Origin of the sequence: Clostridium akagii DSM 12554, assembly GCF_000686725.1 — a bacterium.
GTDB classification, from domain to species: Bacteria; Bacillota; Clostridia; order Clostridiales; family Clostridiaceae; genus Clostridium_I; species Clostridium_I akagii.
The window spans coordinates 63402-81482 of record NZ_KK366007.1 but is presented as its reverse complement, the minus strand read 5'-3'; the positions used below and the strand labels follow the sequence as shown (position 1 = coordinate 81482).

General features: G+C 27.7%; 10 protein-coding genes and 2 pseudogenes. 2 read left to right on the top strand and 10 right to left on the bottom strand.

Going from position 1 to position 18081, the window contains the following annotated elements:
• Window positions 1-6: 6 nt before the first annotated feature.
• The 4 genes and pseudogenes from BR66_RS0115955 to BR66_RS0115940 all read right to left on the bottom strand — a co-directional run bounded on the left by BR66_RS0115955 (window position 7) and on the right by BR66_RS0115940 (window position 6382).
• The gene (locus BR66_RS0115955; RefSeq protein ID WP_026883784.1) at window positions 7-1158 is read right to left on the bottom strand and encodes a hypothetical protein; all 1152 of its coding nucleotides are present in this window, start codon (window positions 1156-1158) and stop codon (window positions 7-9) included.
• Window positions 1159-1172: 14 nt separating this feature from the next.
• Entirely contained in the window at window positions 1173-3473 is a 2301-nt protein-coding gene (locus BR66_RS0115950; RefSeq protein WP_035796462.1) for a glycosyltransferase, read from the bottom strand.
• A gap of 463 nt (window positions 3474-3936) precedes the next feature.
• A pseudogene (locus tag BR66_RS24105) lies at window positions 3937-5136 on the bottom strand (PTS transporter subunit EIIC); the annotation flags it as partial.
• Window positions 5137-5359: 223 nt separating this feature from the next.
• Entirely contained in the window at window positions 5360-6382 is a 1023-nt protein-coding gene (locus BR66_RS0115940) for an FtsZ/tubulin family protein (RefSeq protein WP_026883782.1), read from the bottom strand.
• 460 nt (window positions 6383-6842) lie between these two features.
• Between BR66_RS0115940 and BR66_RS0115935 the strand changes: the two genes are divergently transcribed.
• Window positions 6843-7652: a MerR family transcriptional regulator gene (locus tag BR66_RS0115935; protein ID WP_026883781.1), complete on the top strand. Its 810-nt coding sequence runs from the start codon at window positions 6843-6845 to the stop codon at window positions 7650-7652.
• A gap of 353 nt (window positions 7653-8005) precedes the next feature.
• Here BR66_RS0115935 and BR66_RS0115925 read toward each other — a convergent pair whose 3' ends face one another.
• Window positions 8006-10675 (bottom strand): V-type ATP synthase subunit I domain-containing protein, encoded by a 2670-nt coding sequence (locus BR66_RS0115925; protein WP_026883780.1) that lies wholly within the window; start codon window positions 10673-10675, stop codon window positions 8006-8008.
• 452 nt (window positions 10676-11127) lie between these two features.
• Here BR66_RS0115925 and ftsE point away from each other — a divergent pair, with 452 nt between their 5' ends.
• A complete protein-coding gene (gene ftsE / locus BR66_RS0115920) occupies window positions 11128-11811 on the top strand; it encodes a cell division ATP-binding protein FtsE (protein WP_026883779.1) in 684 nt (227 codons plus the stop codon).
• Between the two features lie 272 nt (window positions 11812-12083).
• Here ftsE and BR66_RS0115910 read toward each other — a convergent pair whose 3' ends face one another.
• The 5 genes and pseudogenes from BR66_RS0115910 to BR66_RS24100 form a co-directional block, all read right to left on the bottom strand.
• Complete coding sequence (locus BR66_RS0115910) at window positions 12084-12713, bottom strand: helix-turn-helix domain-containing protein (protein WP_035796459.1); 630 nt, start codon at window positions 12711-12713, stop codon at window positions 12084-12086.
• Between the two features lie 4 nt (window positions 12714-12717).
• Window positions 12718-14559: an ATP-binding protein gene (locus BR66_RS0115905; protein ID WP_026883776.1), complete on the bottom strand. Its 1842-nt coding sequence runs from the start codon at window positions 14557-14559 to the stop codon at window positions 12718-12720.
• A gap of 1 nt (window position 14560) precedes the next feature.
• Entirely contained in the window at window positions 14561-15541 is a 981-nt protein-coding gene (locus BR66_RS0115900) for an alpha/beta hydrolase (protein WP_242841172.1), read from the bottom strand.
• A 176-nt stretch (window positions 15542-15717) separates the two neighbouring features.
• Window positions 15718-16416 carry a response regulator gene (locus tag BR66_RS0115895; protein ID WP_026883774.1) on the bottom strand — a complete coding sequence of 233 codons (699 nt, stop codon included), beginning with the start codon at window positions 16414-16416 and terminating at the stop codon, window positions 15718-15720.
• Between the two features lie 40 nt (window positions 16417-16456).
• Window positions 16457-17956: pseudogene (locus tag BR66_RS24100) on the bottom strand (ATP-binding protein); the annotation flags it as partial.
• Between the last annotated feature and the right edge of the window lie 125 nt (window positions 17957-18081).

The window sequence follows — 18081 nt, the reverse complement described above, 5'->3', positions numbered from 1 at the left end:
AAACAATTACTTATTTACATATTTATCTTTCCACCAGAAAAACAATCCCATAAATGCACAGAACATTACTAAAACTATAATTCTTATTGTATTTATAGTTATTTCATTCAAAAATAATTTATATCCATTGGTCATTAAACTTGGAACGGAACTTGGATCAGGGATTCTTTGACTATTTCCATTTTTGTCTTTTGCATTTGGGCTTAGGGTCCAGGATTTAAATAATTTAATTTCCTTAATTTCACCCATTGATGTATCTCCCATCTTAGCAATAATCTTTATTTTTTGAGGTTTTACATTAGTTGATATCACAAGCCTGCCCTCATTAGTAATCTTCACCCCTTTTACTGGAGTTTTTAACTGAAATTTAATATTTTTATAATCCACCGTTAGCCCAGAATCACCATCTATAACTTTATATAATGCAATAGATTCACCTAATACTGGTACTTGAACATCTGAATCACCTGTAATATCATAATTTAATTTTCCAATTTTATCTATTTTTTCTCCATTATTTATCAATGAAAAATTACTCAATTCAAAGCTTTTTTCTTGATTTTCTTGTATCGTTGCTACTAAACCCCAGGAGACTATATTTGAAATAATATATTTCTTATCATTAGAAATTTGTCCTTTTTCTCCCAAACTACTAAATGGAATATATACAGTTCCTTTAAAGTTTTCAGGAATTTCAATGCTTCCATTAGATGGATGTACTCTCTCTAACAAATTACTTTTTTCTTCCTTAAGCATTACAGATTTATTATCAACTACCGTAAGACTAGTACCATTACTTTGTTGCATAACATAACTCAAACTTAAATAACCTTTTGACTTATTATTAATATCAAATGACAATGTTCCATAATTTGACCAATTGCCACTTATAACTTTGTATAAAACTGATGAATAATACCCTTTCTTAAATTTATTAGAATTTATATCTACATCTATATCCTTTAAATTATTCACAACAATTTTTGTGTTAGAGATATTCCCTATTGTATGTATATCATTTAGTGAAAATTGATTTAAATTATTATTGCTATATGGTTGTATGTATGTAGCTGCTTGTACATAAACAGTACTGTTGAAGATTAAAAATATCACAGAAAAAAATGCAATTGTTGTTTTACATAACTTACCAAAACTCATTTTATACCTCCATTTTATAAATATGCCATTTCATTAAACTCATCAGAAGGTTCTTTTTTCTTACTATTCTGATTCTTTTTATACTCATCAGACCAGTTAAGTATAATTTTTTTAACTTCCTCGTTTTCTGAAATCTCTTCATAGTTATCAACACTATAAAGCTGAACAGATTCATCCAATAGATTAACTGGTTTGCTTCTTCTATTTTGAATCTCATCATTTAATTTTTTCTTCAATGTACACTTTATATTAATTCCTTCACAAATATGAATGGTTATTTTATTAAGTTGACTGTACTTATGATATGTTTTTATCAATGCATATTGGTAATCAAAATTCATAAGCACTACTTCTCCACATTCTTTAGAATCAATCTTTTTTCTTAATTGGTAACGTGCACGTTTCCTATTATAGACAAATTTTTTCTTACTTCTTGTTAATATATTTTCCCTTAGATCATCAAAAATGCTACTGTTTTTATCAATAACTTTAGGTAATCCAGATATTCTGTCATAAATTATACATAGCAACTGTCTATAATCATTTTCTTCTATTCTCATTAGCTGAAATGCATATTTGGATTTTCCCTTTAGTTGTTCAAGATATATAATTTCTGCCTCAAACCCACAAGAATACATTTCCGTAGATATTTTAATGTCTACTAGTTTTTCTGCTGGTATATTTTCTGATTTATCAAGTATTATTGCTACTCCACCCTCTGATAAATCATATACAACGCCCTCAAGCTTCTTATCATCATAGGAAATACTACATTTGGCATCTACTAAAGATCTTTCAGATGATCGATGAGGTTTTCTCCCAATCATAAAAAATATTGCCATTAATACATTGTACAGATTAGCTACTAACCAAAATAATAGAATTAAATATGTTAAAGATCCCTTATTAAAAGTCAACTTAAAACAATTTACTATACCAATTAAAGATAATATTCCTAATATTATATGTGGGATAGCTTTTTTAATTTGATATTTTGTATCATTAACTGCTCCATCTTTTTTTGTTACCAAAAACTTATTTTGTGATATTCCCAATGTTTCTAATATCACAGGTGGTATCAGCGATGGAAATAAAATCGTATCATAAATATTAGTCCACTTTGTAGTTCTTATATTTTTCGATAGTAGTTTTAATGATGCATCATTAAGCAAATACATTGGTAACCAAAAAATAATTACTTGCAGAATTGTACACTTTACAACCACTACACCAAACACAGCAAACAAAATTGGAGAAATGATGTATATTAGCCTTTTTATCCCTGAATACCAATAAGAAATAGCCGACATGTAACTAAGTTTTTGCTTTAAATTCAAACCTTTTTTAAAAAGTATATTTAGTCTTCTTCCAGTTTGTATACAACCTCTTGCCCATCTTTCACGCTGTTTAATTAAACTTTTTAAATCTGCTGGTGAAAGCCCTGATGCCAGTACTTTATCAATTGCATAACATTTATAACCTTTACTTTGAATCTCTATTCCTGTGGCAAAGTCCTCAGTTATTGCTTTAGTATAAAATCCACCAATATCCTTTATTGCCTCACGAAGTATCATAGTATTTGTTCCACCATAAATAACGGAATTGCTCTTATTTCTAGACACCTGAATATCTCTATAAAAATAATCTTGTTCATTTGGAATTCTATTTTCTGAAAATAAATTAAACTGAAACAAATCCGGGTTATAAAAACTTTGAGGTGTTTGTATGAAACCTACTTTTTCTTCCGTAAGAAAATAAGGTACACATTCCATTAAAAACCCATGCATTGGAATCATATCTGCATCAAAGGTTGCAATCAATGGTGACTTTGAATTGGCAATAGCATTGTTTAAATTTCCTGCCTTTGAACCTTTTCTTTCACTTCGAGTTATATAATTAATCTTCATATGTTTTGCAAGTTGCTTCATTTCAGGTCTATCACCATCATCGCATATATAAATATGTACTTTTTTCTTATCTGGATAATCCATATTTATGCAACCATTTATTGTTTTATATAATAGTTTTACGGGTTCATTATACGTAGCAACAAAAATATCAACTTCGGGGAACAATTCTTCAGAAACCTCCGGTCTTTTAGGATATTCTATATTTGACATGTTATAAAAATGGATAGCTGCTTCAAACATCCCTATTATTTCTACTACTAATAATGCTATACCTGATATAAGTGATGCTTTTCCTAGCCCTAGTGGTATTGTCGCAGTGATTCTCCACACAAGATAAATTATTGTAGAAATTATTGTGCACAGAATCAAAAGTTTATTTTTATTTTCACGTATAAATTTTTTCATAATTTTTTTAGTTTAGAAACATTGCTCAGTATGATATGAATCAAAACTAAAATTCCCCCCTTTCAATTTTTCTTTCTCATTTCATCTTTAAAATCTAGTTTTTATACATTTTCAAACTTTTTCACCTCTGTTTTTCATATTAAGCGAGCTGATTTTTTCGTCATTGTGTGTCAGTTTAGATAGATTTTTGCAATTATTTGTTCTTTAAACTAACCTATTGAAATTATATGTTAGTTTAGCTAACATGTCAATGATTTTACAATATAAATGTTTTTAGAAGAAATATAATGTATTTGATACGTTGTATTTGGTGTTAATTATAAATTGCTTGTACAGTGGTGTAAAAAAATAAAACAGGTGCCAATTTTCAGCACCTGTTTTTAAATAGCTCATAACTCCGCCTGCACCTATTTTTTTACAACCGTACTATCGATTTTATATCCATCTTTTACTGTAAGTTTTATTTTTGTTTAATCTCAGAATTACCTGAAATTACTGGTTCTTTGTTCCCTAACATCATACTTGATGATTCATTATCATTAAAATCATCAGTTCTTCCTGGGGTAGGTAAATTAAATTTAATTATTGAAAAATAGAATAGTAAATAATAGATGAAAGCATATACTACTCCTATTAATAGTAATAACACAGGCTTTGTTGCTATTTTAAAATTCATCGCATAATCTATGGCTCCAGCTGAAAATGTAAAACCATCTTTAATCCCAAGTGCGGCGCATAATGCCATGGATACTCCAGTTAATAAAGCATGTATAATATATAAAACTGGTGCTAAAAAGATAAATGTAAATTCAATTGGTTCAGTTACTCCTGTTAGAAAAGCAGTAAATGCTATACCAAGAAGCATTCCTGTAACCTTTTTGCGATTTTCTTTCTTAGCAGCTGCAATCATAGCAATACATGCAGCAGGAAGTGCAAACATCATAATAGGGAAAAATCCTGTCATATAAGTTCCCGCAGTTTTATCCAGTGAAAAGAATCTGTGTAAATCTCCGTTTACTATTTTTCCAGATACATCCTTAAATGTTCCAAATTGAAACCATATCAAAGTGTTAAGAACGTGATGAAGTCCAAGTGGAATAAGTAATCTATTTAAAAACCCATAAATGAAAGCACCAACAACACCTGCATTGGCAATAAAATTACCAAAATTATTTGTGGCAGTTTGGATTAGTGGCCAAAATAGTCCGGATATTACTCCAAGTATCACAGAACAAGCTGAAGTAACTATAGGTACAAATCTTTTGCCTCCAAAGAAACCAAAAAAATCCGGCAAGTGGACACTTTTATACCTGTTGTAGAGATTACCCGCCATAATACCAATTATGATACCACCGAGTACACCCATATTTATTGTTGTATCAAATGCTAAAGCTACATTGTTGAAAATCAAATATCCAACAACAGCTGCAAGTCCTGCTACACCATTATTTTCATCTGCAAAACCTACTGCAATTCCTACTGCAAATAGCAGTGATAAATTATCAAAAAGTGCATTTCCCGCAGCAACCATCCATAGAATATTTAGCATGTCTGGCTTACCAAATCTTAAAAGTAACCCCGCAGCAGGCAAAACAGCAATAGGTGTCATAAGTGAGTTGCCTAGTTTTTGACATGCGGATAATAGTGCGTTTCTTTCAGACATTATAAAAACCTCCTCTAATATAAGTAATATAATAAGTATTAAAGATAACGTAGAGAATTAATTACACTCCCGTACCTGTGATGATTATCTTCTACGTATCTAAATAAAATCTATGCATGTTCCCATAAAATTCTTTTTTATTGTTAGTATTAGTTCTATTGAAATTGTTTCTAACTTGTCTGTCTCAGATAATACATTTGCGCAGTATCAATTTATTATCTTATTATTCAAAAGAAAACTCTAATGTTTCGTTTGCTTCCAAATCATCACTATCATCATCAAAATCTATTATGACACTTCTTATTTTACCTCTTGAGTGTTCTCTTTTAGACCTATCATCTAATGCCAATTTTATCAATTTGATTGATTCAGTGGGAGTTTCACAGCCGCCAAGAACAACCACATTAAATGAATTATTATAAGTTGTATATGTACTCTTATAAACTTCAAAGCATTTAGCAATTTCATTTGAATCATAACTATCTACTTTTAAATTCACACCTAAATAATCACAATCGTATATATCTGGTTGTGCAAATACACTGTTCTTTATAGAAAAATCAATAGCTGTTCTCGCATCTTTTAATCCCTCATAAAGTTTTAAAACAATTCCAACTCCATCGGCTGTATTTATTCTAAACGAATCTTTTTTATCAATATTTCCATCCCCATGAACACCCATCAAGTTATATGCTAAATCTAAACTTTCAACTACCTCTTTATTTATTTCTGAGTATGCATTTCTTTTATTGTTATCTACAAACTTAATATCGTTAGTTAAATCCATTATGCTATTGATATCATTCCAACATTCTAAAGTGTTTTTGAACGCCAATTGATCTTCAGATAAACTTGGTAAAATTCCTACTATATTAATTTTTGTAGTTGGGATAGCAGAAGTAGCTATTTGGATGAATGTTTTTATTGCTCCAGAGCCTGTTCCGCCTGCAAAGCTTGTAAATATAACCATAACTTCTGTTTGAGAATATTTTTTTAATAAAGTTCCTATTGCATTTGCATTATCTTTTATCATTTCTTTTGATCTTTTTCTATCTCTCCCTGAACCATCAGTACCTGGATATAAATAAACATTTTTACCTATATTTGCGTTCTTTAATGGTTTAATATCTAATGAGCTACTATTAAAAAATAACCCATTGTAAGAGCTGTTTTTACTCAATAATCCATCTACAATATTTCCTGCGCCTTGTCCTAATCCAACTAATAACATTTTACTTTTTTCCATAATTGACTCAAGCCTCCATTTTTATATACTTCTCAATAAATAAGCCAATTTGATAACACATTTTACCAGCTAAATTCGAATGAACTTTCTTGATTAAATATCAAAGATATTAGTTGTTTTTAGCCTAATTCCTTACAGTTTTAATTCCAATACTGGAAGGTGATAATTTTGCTAAGATTTAACTATTAAACATTTATGTTTATCTCCTTAGCTATGTTTTTAGGTAGTAACTCAATTATAAAAAGAGTTTTCATAGATGTATTTTTTATCTTCGGAAAATTATTCAAGTATTTTCGCTCATTTATAGCCTGGAATCTTTTATTATAATTGACATGCTAGTTAAACTAACTTATTATTATCATATGTTAGTTTAACTAGCATGTCAATTATTTTACAAAAAATATTTTGAGTTAAATCATTATATTTAATTTAAAAGATAATAAAGGGGATTTAAAACATTATGAATATTGAAGATAATAATATGAAACTTGAACAGGAGGATATTATAAATGTCAAGAAACGTGGCGAAATATTATATTACACAATTACCCAAGTAGCTACTTTGTTAGAACAAGAAGAAAGTAATATATTATATTTTACTCATGTTTTTGATGATATTTTAAATATAAAAATATCAGATAAAAAATTAATATATACAGACAAAAACATAGATAAGCTTGAATTCTTAATTAATTTAAAAAATAAAGGACTAACTATTAAAGAAATTCAAAAATATTGTGACGGATTATCCTTTGATAGCGGGAGCCTATTAGCTCCAAAAGATGATACTACAATATCTGTTAATGAAATGGCCGAAACAATTTCAAAATCGCAAAGTGAACAATTTGATAATCTAAAAGAGTATTTAGGTAATAAAATTGAGGCAAATAATGAATTGATTTCTCAAAACATTGTAAATCTAATGGAAGAGGAGCATAAGAAACAATTTAAGTTACTTAAAGAAGATATATTAAATGAAATTAGTTCTAAATTTGATGGACAGAATAATACTGATGGATCTTTAAGCAATGAAATTTCAACAAAGATAGATAAATTAATAACTGAAAAGCTTTCACTAGAAGATAATATAAAATCAGAATTTGAGAAGTTAAATGAAATGGATATATCTATGGAGAAAAAAATAATTGCTGAAATTAAAAAGTATTATACTGTAATGTTTCAAACTTATTGTGGAGAACACGAACTAGAGAAAAAGAAGGGCAAGTCACATTTCTTATCAACAATATTTACAACTAATGACAACAAGTAATTGCTGAATACCTTTTATCATAAATATGTAATTGAATTTAATTATGCATAAAATTGCGGGAAAAGCACGTTTAAAATTTATAAATGATACATAAGGATTTTAAACATATTGAGAGGGAGTGTAAATAATTTTATGCATTCTCTTTCTTCCAACAAATAATCATCTTGCCTTTCATGTCTCTCTTTCAAGATCCGCTTCCATTTCTGCTTCTGAAAATTGCTAAATAATACCGCTAACTTATCTTTCATGTAAAAATAAGCATCCATAGATTTTATTTACACAAATCATGGATGCTCCCATTCTTTATTTAATATTAAACATTATAGCTCATTATATCGTTTTTTTTTTCGCCCTTATGTTGTTCTATATTTGTTAATAATCTCATTTTGTTTGCTTTTATAATTCTCTATTTTTTTGAGTTCTTTATTATTGTCTAAACTTGTAGCTTTTGTTATATTTTTATGTCCGAACATTCTCTTCTTCTTAGTATCCCACATGTCTTTAGCTTCTTTATAATCTCTCTTATTGCTTATTTCCATTTCATCTAGATATTTTTGTGCCAGCTTATATTCTTCAATTTGTGATTTGGCTACACTGTTATTTGTAGTTTTATAGAACGAGTTGTTCAAAATTGACACTCCAAAAATATTGTATTTCCGTACTATGTCTAATTTCACCTTAGCAACTTCTAGGCGCTTTCCCTCATCCTCTAATTCAATTATTTGTTGGTTTATATCTATTCCTCTTTGAACTTCAGCCCTTTTATTTTCAATATTATACAATTCGTTTATATCCATAAACGAATTGGCTATATTATGCTCCATATCTGCCATAGCATTTTTAGTAATCTCCATCACTTCGTTTTCCTTTAATGAATTATATAGTCCCAAATTCCTTTTTTTATCCACGTCATTGTATAATTTTGACATGTAAACCATATATTTTATTTTATCGTCAATATCACTTTTATCTAACACAGCAAATGTACTAATTTCATTATCTAAATTTTTTATAGTGATATCTATTTGGGCCACTTTTCCTTCACAAAAATTCTTGATTTCCTTATTACCATTTTGTTCAATAATAGTATTTAATTCATTCTTAGCTTTAAGATTACAAAGAAGTTCCGTTTTGAGTTGTTGTAATGTCTTCTTTGGAGTTTTATTCTTACTTTCCAAAATATCACTACGAGAATTGCCTGCTACATTATAATTATCTTTAGCTTGTTCAGGGTTTGCTGCATTACTCATAGTATCTTTAATTACTTTTTCTTGTTTCGTTTTATTACTATTCTCTGCTATTTTTAAAGTTTTTTTGGTTTCTTCTTTTTTATTTATATTATTTTCTTTTTTCTTTAATATCTCCTCGTTAAATACAATTTTTTCAGCTTTATCATCCAAATGAGAATTTTCATCTATATCAATGTGTAGCAAGTTACTATTCTTGCTAATAATCTCATCTCGTTTGTTTTTATACTTAAAAATCTTTTCAAATTGCTTTTTAGCATCTAAACTTTCCACATCTGATATATTTTTAGATTTTAGTAACACTTTCTCTTTATTATCATATACACTTTTAGCTTCATTATAATCATCCCAATTACTTATTTTTATTGATGCTAAATCACTTTTAACTTGATTATACTCTTTTATTTCTTTTTCATATTTTTTCTCATAGGAATTTTTAAATAGCTCATTGTCTTTATGTTTATCCCTTGTAGCTATTATAGTTCTATATTTATCTAGTATTTCTAGCTTTCCTTTAGTACCTTCTAAAATCTTTACTTCTCTTTGTAATTCAAATAAATCTTTCTGTAACTTTATTTCTTTTTTAATTTCCGTTATTCTAATCTCTATGTTATATAATTCACTTATAGCATTTAAATAGCTATACATACTTGAATTTATATCTTCCATAGCACTTTTAGTGATTTCATTTATTTTTTTTTCTTTATCACTGTCATTTAGTGGATGTTTTTTTTCAATGTATCTTTCCTTATTTCTTAATTTTTCTCTTAAATACTCTATTTTATCATCATTTTCACTCTCATCAATTACACCGATTGCATTAATTTTCTTATCTATATTTTCTATATTTAAATCTATTACTTTTGCTTTTTCTTTACAGAAGAAGTGTGTAGTTTTATCATTATCATATAAATAAATATTTTTTAATTCATCCATAGCTTTAAAATTACAAATGTATTCTTTTTTTAGTTGATCTAATTTTCTTATACCAATATCTTTATATTTTTGATAAGAGCTATAAGAATCAGAAATCTGATTGCTCTCCATATTAAGTTTAGTTATGATTTGTTCAAGTTTTTCTATATTATTCTTACTGCTTTCAATTTTTTCTCCTAATTCCGTTTCATCTTCGATATCTGTTGTTTTTAATATTTCCTTAGTTTTTTCATATTTAGCTATTTTATCTATGTTTTCATTTAATATATCTTCATCAAATCCAGATAATTCATATTTTATGTATATCTCATTAAGAGCCTTAGAAGCATTTTTCACTTCCTCTAAATTTATTTTCTCTTGATTAAGAATATTTATTTTATCACTTGTTTTTTTTATTTTGCCTTGTAAACTTTTAATACTTTGAGTCAAGTTATCTTCACTTGGAAACTTACCATATATCTTGCATAATTCTTGTACTTTTTTATGCTCTGCTTCATTTATACCTTCTATTTGTGGAATTTGTATATTGCCAACCCATCCATAATTTTCTTTATCATCATCATGATGATCTTCTGACCTCTTTTCCTGATTCACCGTAATATAAATACCATTTAATCTTTCTTTAATAATATCTAATCTACAGGTTACTTCTTCACCATCTATAACATGTTTTATGTATAAAGGATATGGCAAATTTTCTTCTAAATTAATTTTACTTTTTTCATCCATTATTTCTATTAAATTAGAATTTTTTATATCCACTCTTGTCATTAATGGTTTAATTAAATATTTTTTGTTTAATATTAATTCCACTGTATTTATATTAGTTTTTGTTTTCACTTTATTATCTCCTTTTTCATCCCATAACTAGCGTCTGTTAACTTTATGCTCCTGATTCATAAAATCAATATTAATTTGTTATGAAATATATCATTGAATTTCTTTAATCTGTTTTGATTTGTTTGGTTCGCAGTGGTTTGAATCTAGACTTTTCCAACCGCTCTAATGATTTTTATATTTACCCTGTTATACTTCAATTTAATAAGCTATAGTTGTCCATATAAAAATGTATTTTGCTGAACCATGATTGATTTTTTTATAAAATAATTGACATGCTAGTTAAACTAACATATTATTATAATAAGTTAGTTTAACTAGCATGTCAATCGTAATGAAAAATTTTGGACAATAAAGGAGACAATGTTTATTAAATAATCCCAACTAGTTATAAATATACCATTTAACATATTATATCATTTATAAAAAATTTTAAGAATTGTCGAGGGAAAAGCATGATTGCATTTAAGAGTGTTAGTAAAGTATATGATAATGATGTTCTAGCGCTTTCAAACATCAATATACAAATAGAAAAGGGTGAATTTGTCTTCCTTGTTGGACCAAGTGGCGCTGGTAAGTCAACGTTTATTAAGTTGTTAATCAAGGAAGTAGATGCTACCTCAGGTAGTCTAATAGTTAATGATAAGGATTTAGCTACTATTACAAGGAAACAGATTCCATATTATAGAAGAAAAATAGGAATGATATTTCAAGATTTTCGATTGATACCTACTTTGAACGTGTATGAAAACGTAGCATTTGCAATGAGAATTGTTGAGGCAGGTCGTAAGGAAATAAGAAAAAGAGTTCCACTAGTTTTAGCTATGGTTGGTTTGGAAGATAAACACAAAGCTTTTCCCAATCAGCTTTCTGGAGGAGAACAACAAAGAGTTGCAATAGCAAGGGCAATAATTAATAATCCAATTATTCTAATAGCCGACGAGCCTACTGGAAACTTAGATCCCGAAACAGCTCATGAGATAATGTCAATTTTAGCTGATGTTAATAGCGCAGGTACAACTGTTCTTATGGCAACTCATGCCAAAAATATAGTTAATAATATGAAAAAAAGGGTTATAGCTATAGAGAATGGAGCATTGTCAAGGGATGAGGAAAGAGGTAGATATGATGAAGTTTAGTACTATTCAATTTTTTATAAGAGATGCTACTAAAAAATTTTTTAATGTTATTATTACCATTATTCCCAGCTACATATACATAAAAATAACGTATATAGATTTGATTTACGCAAATCTATGTACGTTCTCATCTAGTTTCCAACCTGAGACTTTTCTTTCTCTACTATATACCAGTTCTAAATTTTCATTTGTTCCACTTTATATTATAGTTATTTAAACTCACTTAAAATATCATAAAAATCATATGTTATTTTAAGTATTAATTCTATACTCTATTGTTTTTCAATTCTAATATGATTTTTTTCTACATTAAGTTCATAACAAAGAATATAATCAGTTGTAACATTATATAATTTAGCTAATTTTATAATGTTTAGAGTAGGTGGAATTGTTTCACCAGATTCATATTGTGTTACAGTTGTTCTATGTATATCTAAATATTTGGATATATCATCTTGAGTTAAATTATTATTTTTCCTCAATATTTTCAGTCTTTCAGAGATTGTGTTTTTTTTGTTATTGAAAAATTCTAATGATTTAATTATGCCTTCTATAAATATTATTAGTTTTTCAAAATCAGCATTTTTTTCATAATAATTTTGTATTCTTAAATTTTCTAGCGACTGAATTCCAGTAATTTCTTCCCCATATCCAGTAAAAAGTATTATATATAAATCATTATCATATTTTCTTATTTCATCTATTACGTCTTTCGCAGTAAACTCATCTATATAGTAATCTAATAATAATATATCAAATTTTTCATTTTTTAATTTTTTAAGTCCTTCCTTAGAACTGGTAAAACCTTCAACATAATATTTATCACCCAAAAAACTTTTTATTGCATCAACTATCCCAGAATCATCATCAATAATAATTATCTTTATTCCACTGTGTATCATTATATTACTCCTCCCCTATTATCGGTATTTTTACAAAAAAAGTCGTTTCTTTATCATTTGTGTCAAAGTATATTTCGGCATTAAACCTAACCTTAATTATTAATTTTGATATATACAACCCAAGCCCATTTCCATTTTTACCTTTTGTAGTAACCATTCTAGTGAATATTCTTTCTTGGATTTCCTCGGGAATTTTAGGTCCTGTATTTCTTACAAAGAAAATGATATTACTATCTATTTTATCAACACCAAAAGTTACTATATTGTGATTTTCACTAGACTCAATAGCATTAGTTATAAGATTATTTAAAACTTGTAAAAGAGAATTAACATCACCATTAATTTTTTGCATAGGATTAATATTTATTTCCTTTACATATACACACTTGCTTTTTTTAATTTCAAATGCCATTAGTAATGTGATTTTCTCATCAAGTTCTTTTATTGAAAAATAGACTTCGGATGTTTTACTATATTCTGTTACTTGACCTTTTACTACATCTATTATATTAGACATATATATTAGATATTCTGTTATGTTCTGTTGCCAATCATTAATTTCATCTAATGATATTGTTATGTCAGTAGCGTCGCTACAATTTTTTTGTATATATTTGTAAATTTTTCCTGTATTCCTCTTGATTACCTGTATGCCCCCTGCTGAACTCATTAAAGGTGTTTTCAGATTGTGAGCTATTCCACCTATCAATTGATTTAAAGATAAAAGTCTTTCTTTCTCAATTAATTCAATTTGATTCTGTTTAATAAGTTCAATATTTTTTTTATAAACAGTAATATCTTTAAACACAAGTACGGTGCCAAGAAATTCACAATTTAATATTACTGGATTGACATGTACTTCAAAATATTTAATTTCACTAAAATATTTGATTTCACCATTATTATTTATTAATATTTCAATTGCTTTAATATTATTGTTTTCTGATTCACTTATTGAATTCAGTAAACTATCTTTATATTCATATATTTTGCTAGAACTTATCATTTCATTGAAATTCTTATATTTTTTATTGTCTATTAAAAAATTATTTATAAATTTTTCGTTGTATTCTATAATATTAAGATCTTTATCCAAAATAATAATTGAGTCTGATGCAAACTCAATTATATTTTCAAATGCGAACTTATATCTATCAAACTTCAAACTAATACCGAATATTCCATATTTAAATGCAATATATAAAACTCCCGTAAATCCAATTGGAATTAATATAATCCAATATTCCCAACTATTGTCTAACCCTATAGCTCTAAAAATAACATTACCTAAAATTATATAGCTAATACAAGGAATCATAATAATAATATTAAATAGCCTATATTTTTTCATAACAAAAGACTTCTCTTTAAAAAAAGAATATACTAAAAAGAAAATTCCTGCTAACATATATGGTACGGTCCATGTTGCTAACTCCCTAAAATATGTCACCAATTCTTCTGGTGTTTTTGAATAGTTGCTCTTTATTGGTAAGAATATAAAATTTAGAATTGAAGGTATAAATAGTATACAATATATTATTTTCTTTTTGTCTTTATGAATTATATTTGTATTAGATAATCCGTAAAGCAGTATGAAATATGGCACCATATTATTTACAATTGCCACCAGAATAGCATTTATAGAATACATTACGTTTATAGTTTCATGACTAATGCTTACTATGGTTATACAAAATTTCATAATTCTTTCTTGTAAAACTACAGAAAATGCTCCCAACCCGGTTAAAAAAAATATTGCTGACATCCATACAGTTGATTCCGTTCTATTAGCTTTTATGATGATAATAAAAGCTAATGTCCATAATAATATCCATACAATTACCATATTAGTGCACTCTCTTATCTATAAATTTCAAAACATCTTTTTTAACCTTATTTTTTGAAAGTACAATTCCAGAATGACCACAACTATACATATATCTTTGAGGTTTCTCCCAATTTTCCCATAATACATCTGTATCCTTATTAATAACATATTTATCGTATCTTCCTGATACAAGAAGTATTTTATTAATATCTATTATTGGTTTTTTCAGACTAGGGTTTATAACATTCCAACTTTTCTTTAATAAATCATAAGTAAAATTATTTTTCAAAAAATCTTTTTTAATGTACTTACCAACTTCTGTTTCAAACATTGTAAATGATAGATCATTAGCGTAAAACAATGATATTAACACATCAATATTTTCTTCAACTTCGCTGAGTAAGTTGGAAATTATTCCACCCAAACTCAAACCAATAATAATAATTTTTCCTTTTTTTTTAGCTTTAATAAAACTTATTAAAGCTCTAATATCGCTAACCGATTGCTGAACAGACTTTAAAGTTCTGCTTACATTTGCACTTGAAAAATATTCACCACTATATAGCGATGTATTAGTTGATCTTTCCATATGAAATGGTAGCACATAATTATAAATATTATAATTTCTTTTAATAAAACTATCTAAAAACACTTTACTTAATCGGTTTAAATTATCTGCCCTCCAACCATGTATAAAAATAACATTTACATTATTATCTGTAATTATTTTTTTTCTATAATGAAATATAGAATATTTATTACTCTCCCCATTTTCCACTTCACTTAAAAATTTTATTTTTCCTATCTCATAACTTTTATCAATTCTACCTTTATCACAATATATTTTGGGCACAATTGGCTTATTATAAAATTTTAAGAAGTCACTGTTAAGTTTACATACCTCCTCCTCTACGTAATTAAACTGATCAGTTTTACTGTACTCTTTATGAAGACTATGTATGCCGTAGCTATCTGCTATATTAGATATTATTCTCATCATGATAAAAGTCTCACTTTCTTTTTATATCTCATTTGCAATATAATGTGTTATTATTCAATTATAACGCATTATGCACTAAAACATAAGCATATCAATTCAGAAAAATTTAATTTGTAATCTTCACTAATTTTATTTCAATTTCCAATAAAAAGCTTTATTACGAAATTTCAAATTTGCTACTCATCTACTAATTTATACCCCACCCCAACTTCTGTATAAATATACTCTGGCTGAGCAGGGTCCTTTTCTATCTTTCTTCTAAGCCCTGCCATAAAAACTCTAAGTGATTGAGTTTCATTTCCAATTGCAGACCCCCAAATTTCATTAATAATAAAATTGTGGGTTAATACCTTTCCTGAATATTTACAGAGCAGTTCCATTATTTTATATTCTATTGGTGTCAAATGTATTTTTTCATCATTTATTATTACCTGTCTCTTAATAAAATCAATGCACAACTTTTTAACTTTAAAAGTATCCATACTTTTATCTTGAGTTTCGTTTATAAAAAAGTGTCTAAGTGCTACTCGTATTCTTGCCAGTAATTCTCCAATGCCAAATGGTTTTGTCAAATAGTCATCCGCTCCCTTGTCTAGTGCTTCAACTTTTTGTCTTTCATTTTCTCTTGCAGAAACAATTATTATAGGAGTTTTTGACCATTCCCTTATTTTAGCTATAACCTCTATTCCGTCAATATCCGGAAGTCCAAGATCCAATATTATGAGATCTGGATTATGTGACAAAGAAAGCGCTATGGCTTCAATTCCATTATCAGTTTCTATGCACTTATATCCTTGTGCTGATAATGCCGCTATAATAAAGTTCCTAATATGTTTATCATCTTCAACTACTAGAATATATGGTTTGTTGTCCATCCTTATTTTCTCCTTTAAATCAATATTTTAATTTATCCCATTATTGTTTTGGAATATAAAACCTAAATGTAGCACCGTGTTCTTCATTATTAAAAGCTTCAATTTTGCCACCATGTGCCTCAACTATGGAGTTGCAAATAGTAAGCCCAAGCCCTACTCCACGTCTGGAATCTGATATTTTACTTCCATTTGTAAAAAATCGATCAAAAATATAGGGTAATATTTCATCTGAAATACCGGTGCCATTATCAATTACTTCAAAAAACACATTTTTGGCTTTTTCATAAACCTTTACTTCAATGAGAGCTTCCTTGGGAGTGAATTTTATAGCATTATCAATTAAATTTATTAGTACCTGCTCAATTAAGCTTCCATCCATAGGGAGCAATATAAGATTTTTCGGCATATTTACCTTGATTTTATTTTCATTATGTTGTTTATTACTTATATGAATTGACTCAGAAATAACTTCCTCTACTGCTTCTAAATTCTTATTTATTTTCATTTTCCCTTCATCAAAACGAGTCATACTAAGTAAATTTTCAACTAATCTTATAAGCCATTCCGTATCTCCATAAATGCCTTCAAGAAGAATCTTTTTTGTCTCCTTGGAAATAAGTTCTCCATTTTCAATAATTGTGCCTACAGCTCCCTTAATACCAGCCAGAGGACTTCTCAAATCATGCGAAATTGATCTTAATAGATTACCCCTTAATCGTTCACTTTCAATCTCCATTTTATAGGCTTCCTGTTCCTTTGAGAGAATTTCTCTGTCTAAGGCTATAACAATTTGACTTGTTACTGTTTCAAAAATGAATTTTTGTTCTGGCTTCAGGAATCCTTCAAAGCAAGATATCCCAATAACGCCCAATAATTTTTTTTGACCTTTCATAGGCATATAATAACCATGAGCTCTATAAAAAGTATTAGTTCCTGCTCCTGATTCTTTACCATTCAAGAACGTCAAATATGCCACTGCTTGTTCATCCTTACTTAAAATAATAGTGTCCTTGTCTTTTTCTTCAGCATCATAGATAGATGGAGCTTTCAGTTTGCTGTCCTCTTCTAAATAACACACTACTGTTCTGTTTAAAAGCCTTGACGTGTACTTAATTCCTATAGACACAACCTCATCGGTTCCTATTGCACTTAATAATTTTTTACTTACTTTATATAAAATTTGTGTTTGTTTTTCTCTTTCAGAAGTAGCAGAAGCTTCTCTTTGAATTTTAGTAGTAAGTGTTCCTATTGTAATAGCAACAATAAACATTATAGGAAATGTAACCAAATAACTTTTGTCATAAACTTGAAGAGAATATCTAGGTTCTGTGAAAAAAAAATTAAAAAGCATTACTGATATTATTGATGAAATGGTTCCTGTTAAATATCCGCTTGTTTTTATATATACCAAAATTACACCCAAAATATAAATTAAAATAATATTAGCCTCTTTAAAACCTATATGATAAAATATCAAATCAATAATTGTAGCTATTGTCATGATGATGCTCACTTTAAAAACTTCTCCAATAGATGTTTTAACCTTCGGTTTTATGTTTTTTGGTGTATACATTACCATATCACCTCTTCTATGTATGTTTATTTGATATTTCTCTATTATTTATTATATTATACCATTATAATATTTTTAAGACATATGGAAGA

Excerpts from the sequence above, each read along its gene's own strand:
- BR66_RS0115955 (WP_026883784.1), bottom strand. The coding sequence starts at position 1,158 with ATGAGTTTTGGTAAGTTATGTAAAACAACAATTGCATTTTTTTCTGTG.
- BR66_RS0115950 (WP_035796462.1), bottom strand. The coding sequence starts at position 3,473 with ATGAAAAAATTTATACGTGAAAATAAAAATAAACTTTTGATTCTGTGC.
- BR66_RS0115940 (WP_026883782.1), bottom strand. The coding sequence starts at position 6,382 with ATGGAAAAAAGTAAAATGTTATTAGTTGGATTAGGACAAGGCGCAGGA.
- BR66_RS0115935 (WP_026883781.1), top strand. The coding sequence starts at position 6,843 with ATGAATATTGAAGATAATAATATGAAACTTGAACAGGAGGATATTATA.
- ftsE (WP_026883779.1), top strand. The coding sequence starts at position 11,128 with ATGATTGCATTTAAGAGTGTTAGTAAAGTATATGATAATGATGTTCTA.
- BR66_RS0115910 (WP_035796459.1), bottom strand. The coding sequence starts at position 12,713 with ATGATACACAGTGGAATAAAGATAATTATTATTGATGATGATTCTGGG.
- BR66_RS0115905 (WP_026883776.1), bottom strand. The coding sequence starts at position 14,559 with ATGGTAATTGTATGGATATTATTATGGACATTAGCTTTTATTATCATC.
- BR66_RS0115900 (WP_242841172.1), bottom strand. The coding sequence starts at position 15,541 with ATGATGAGAATAATATCTAATATAGCAGATAGCTACGGCATACATAGT.
- BR66_RS0115895 (WP_026883774.1), bottom strand. The coding sequence starts at position 16,416 with ATGGACAACAAACCATATATTCTAGTAGTTGAAGATGATAAACATATT.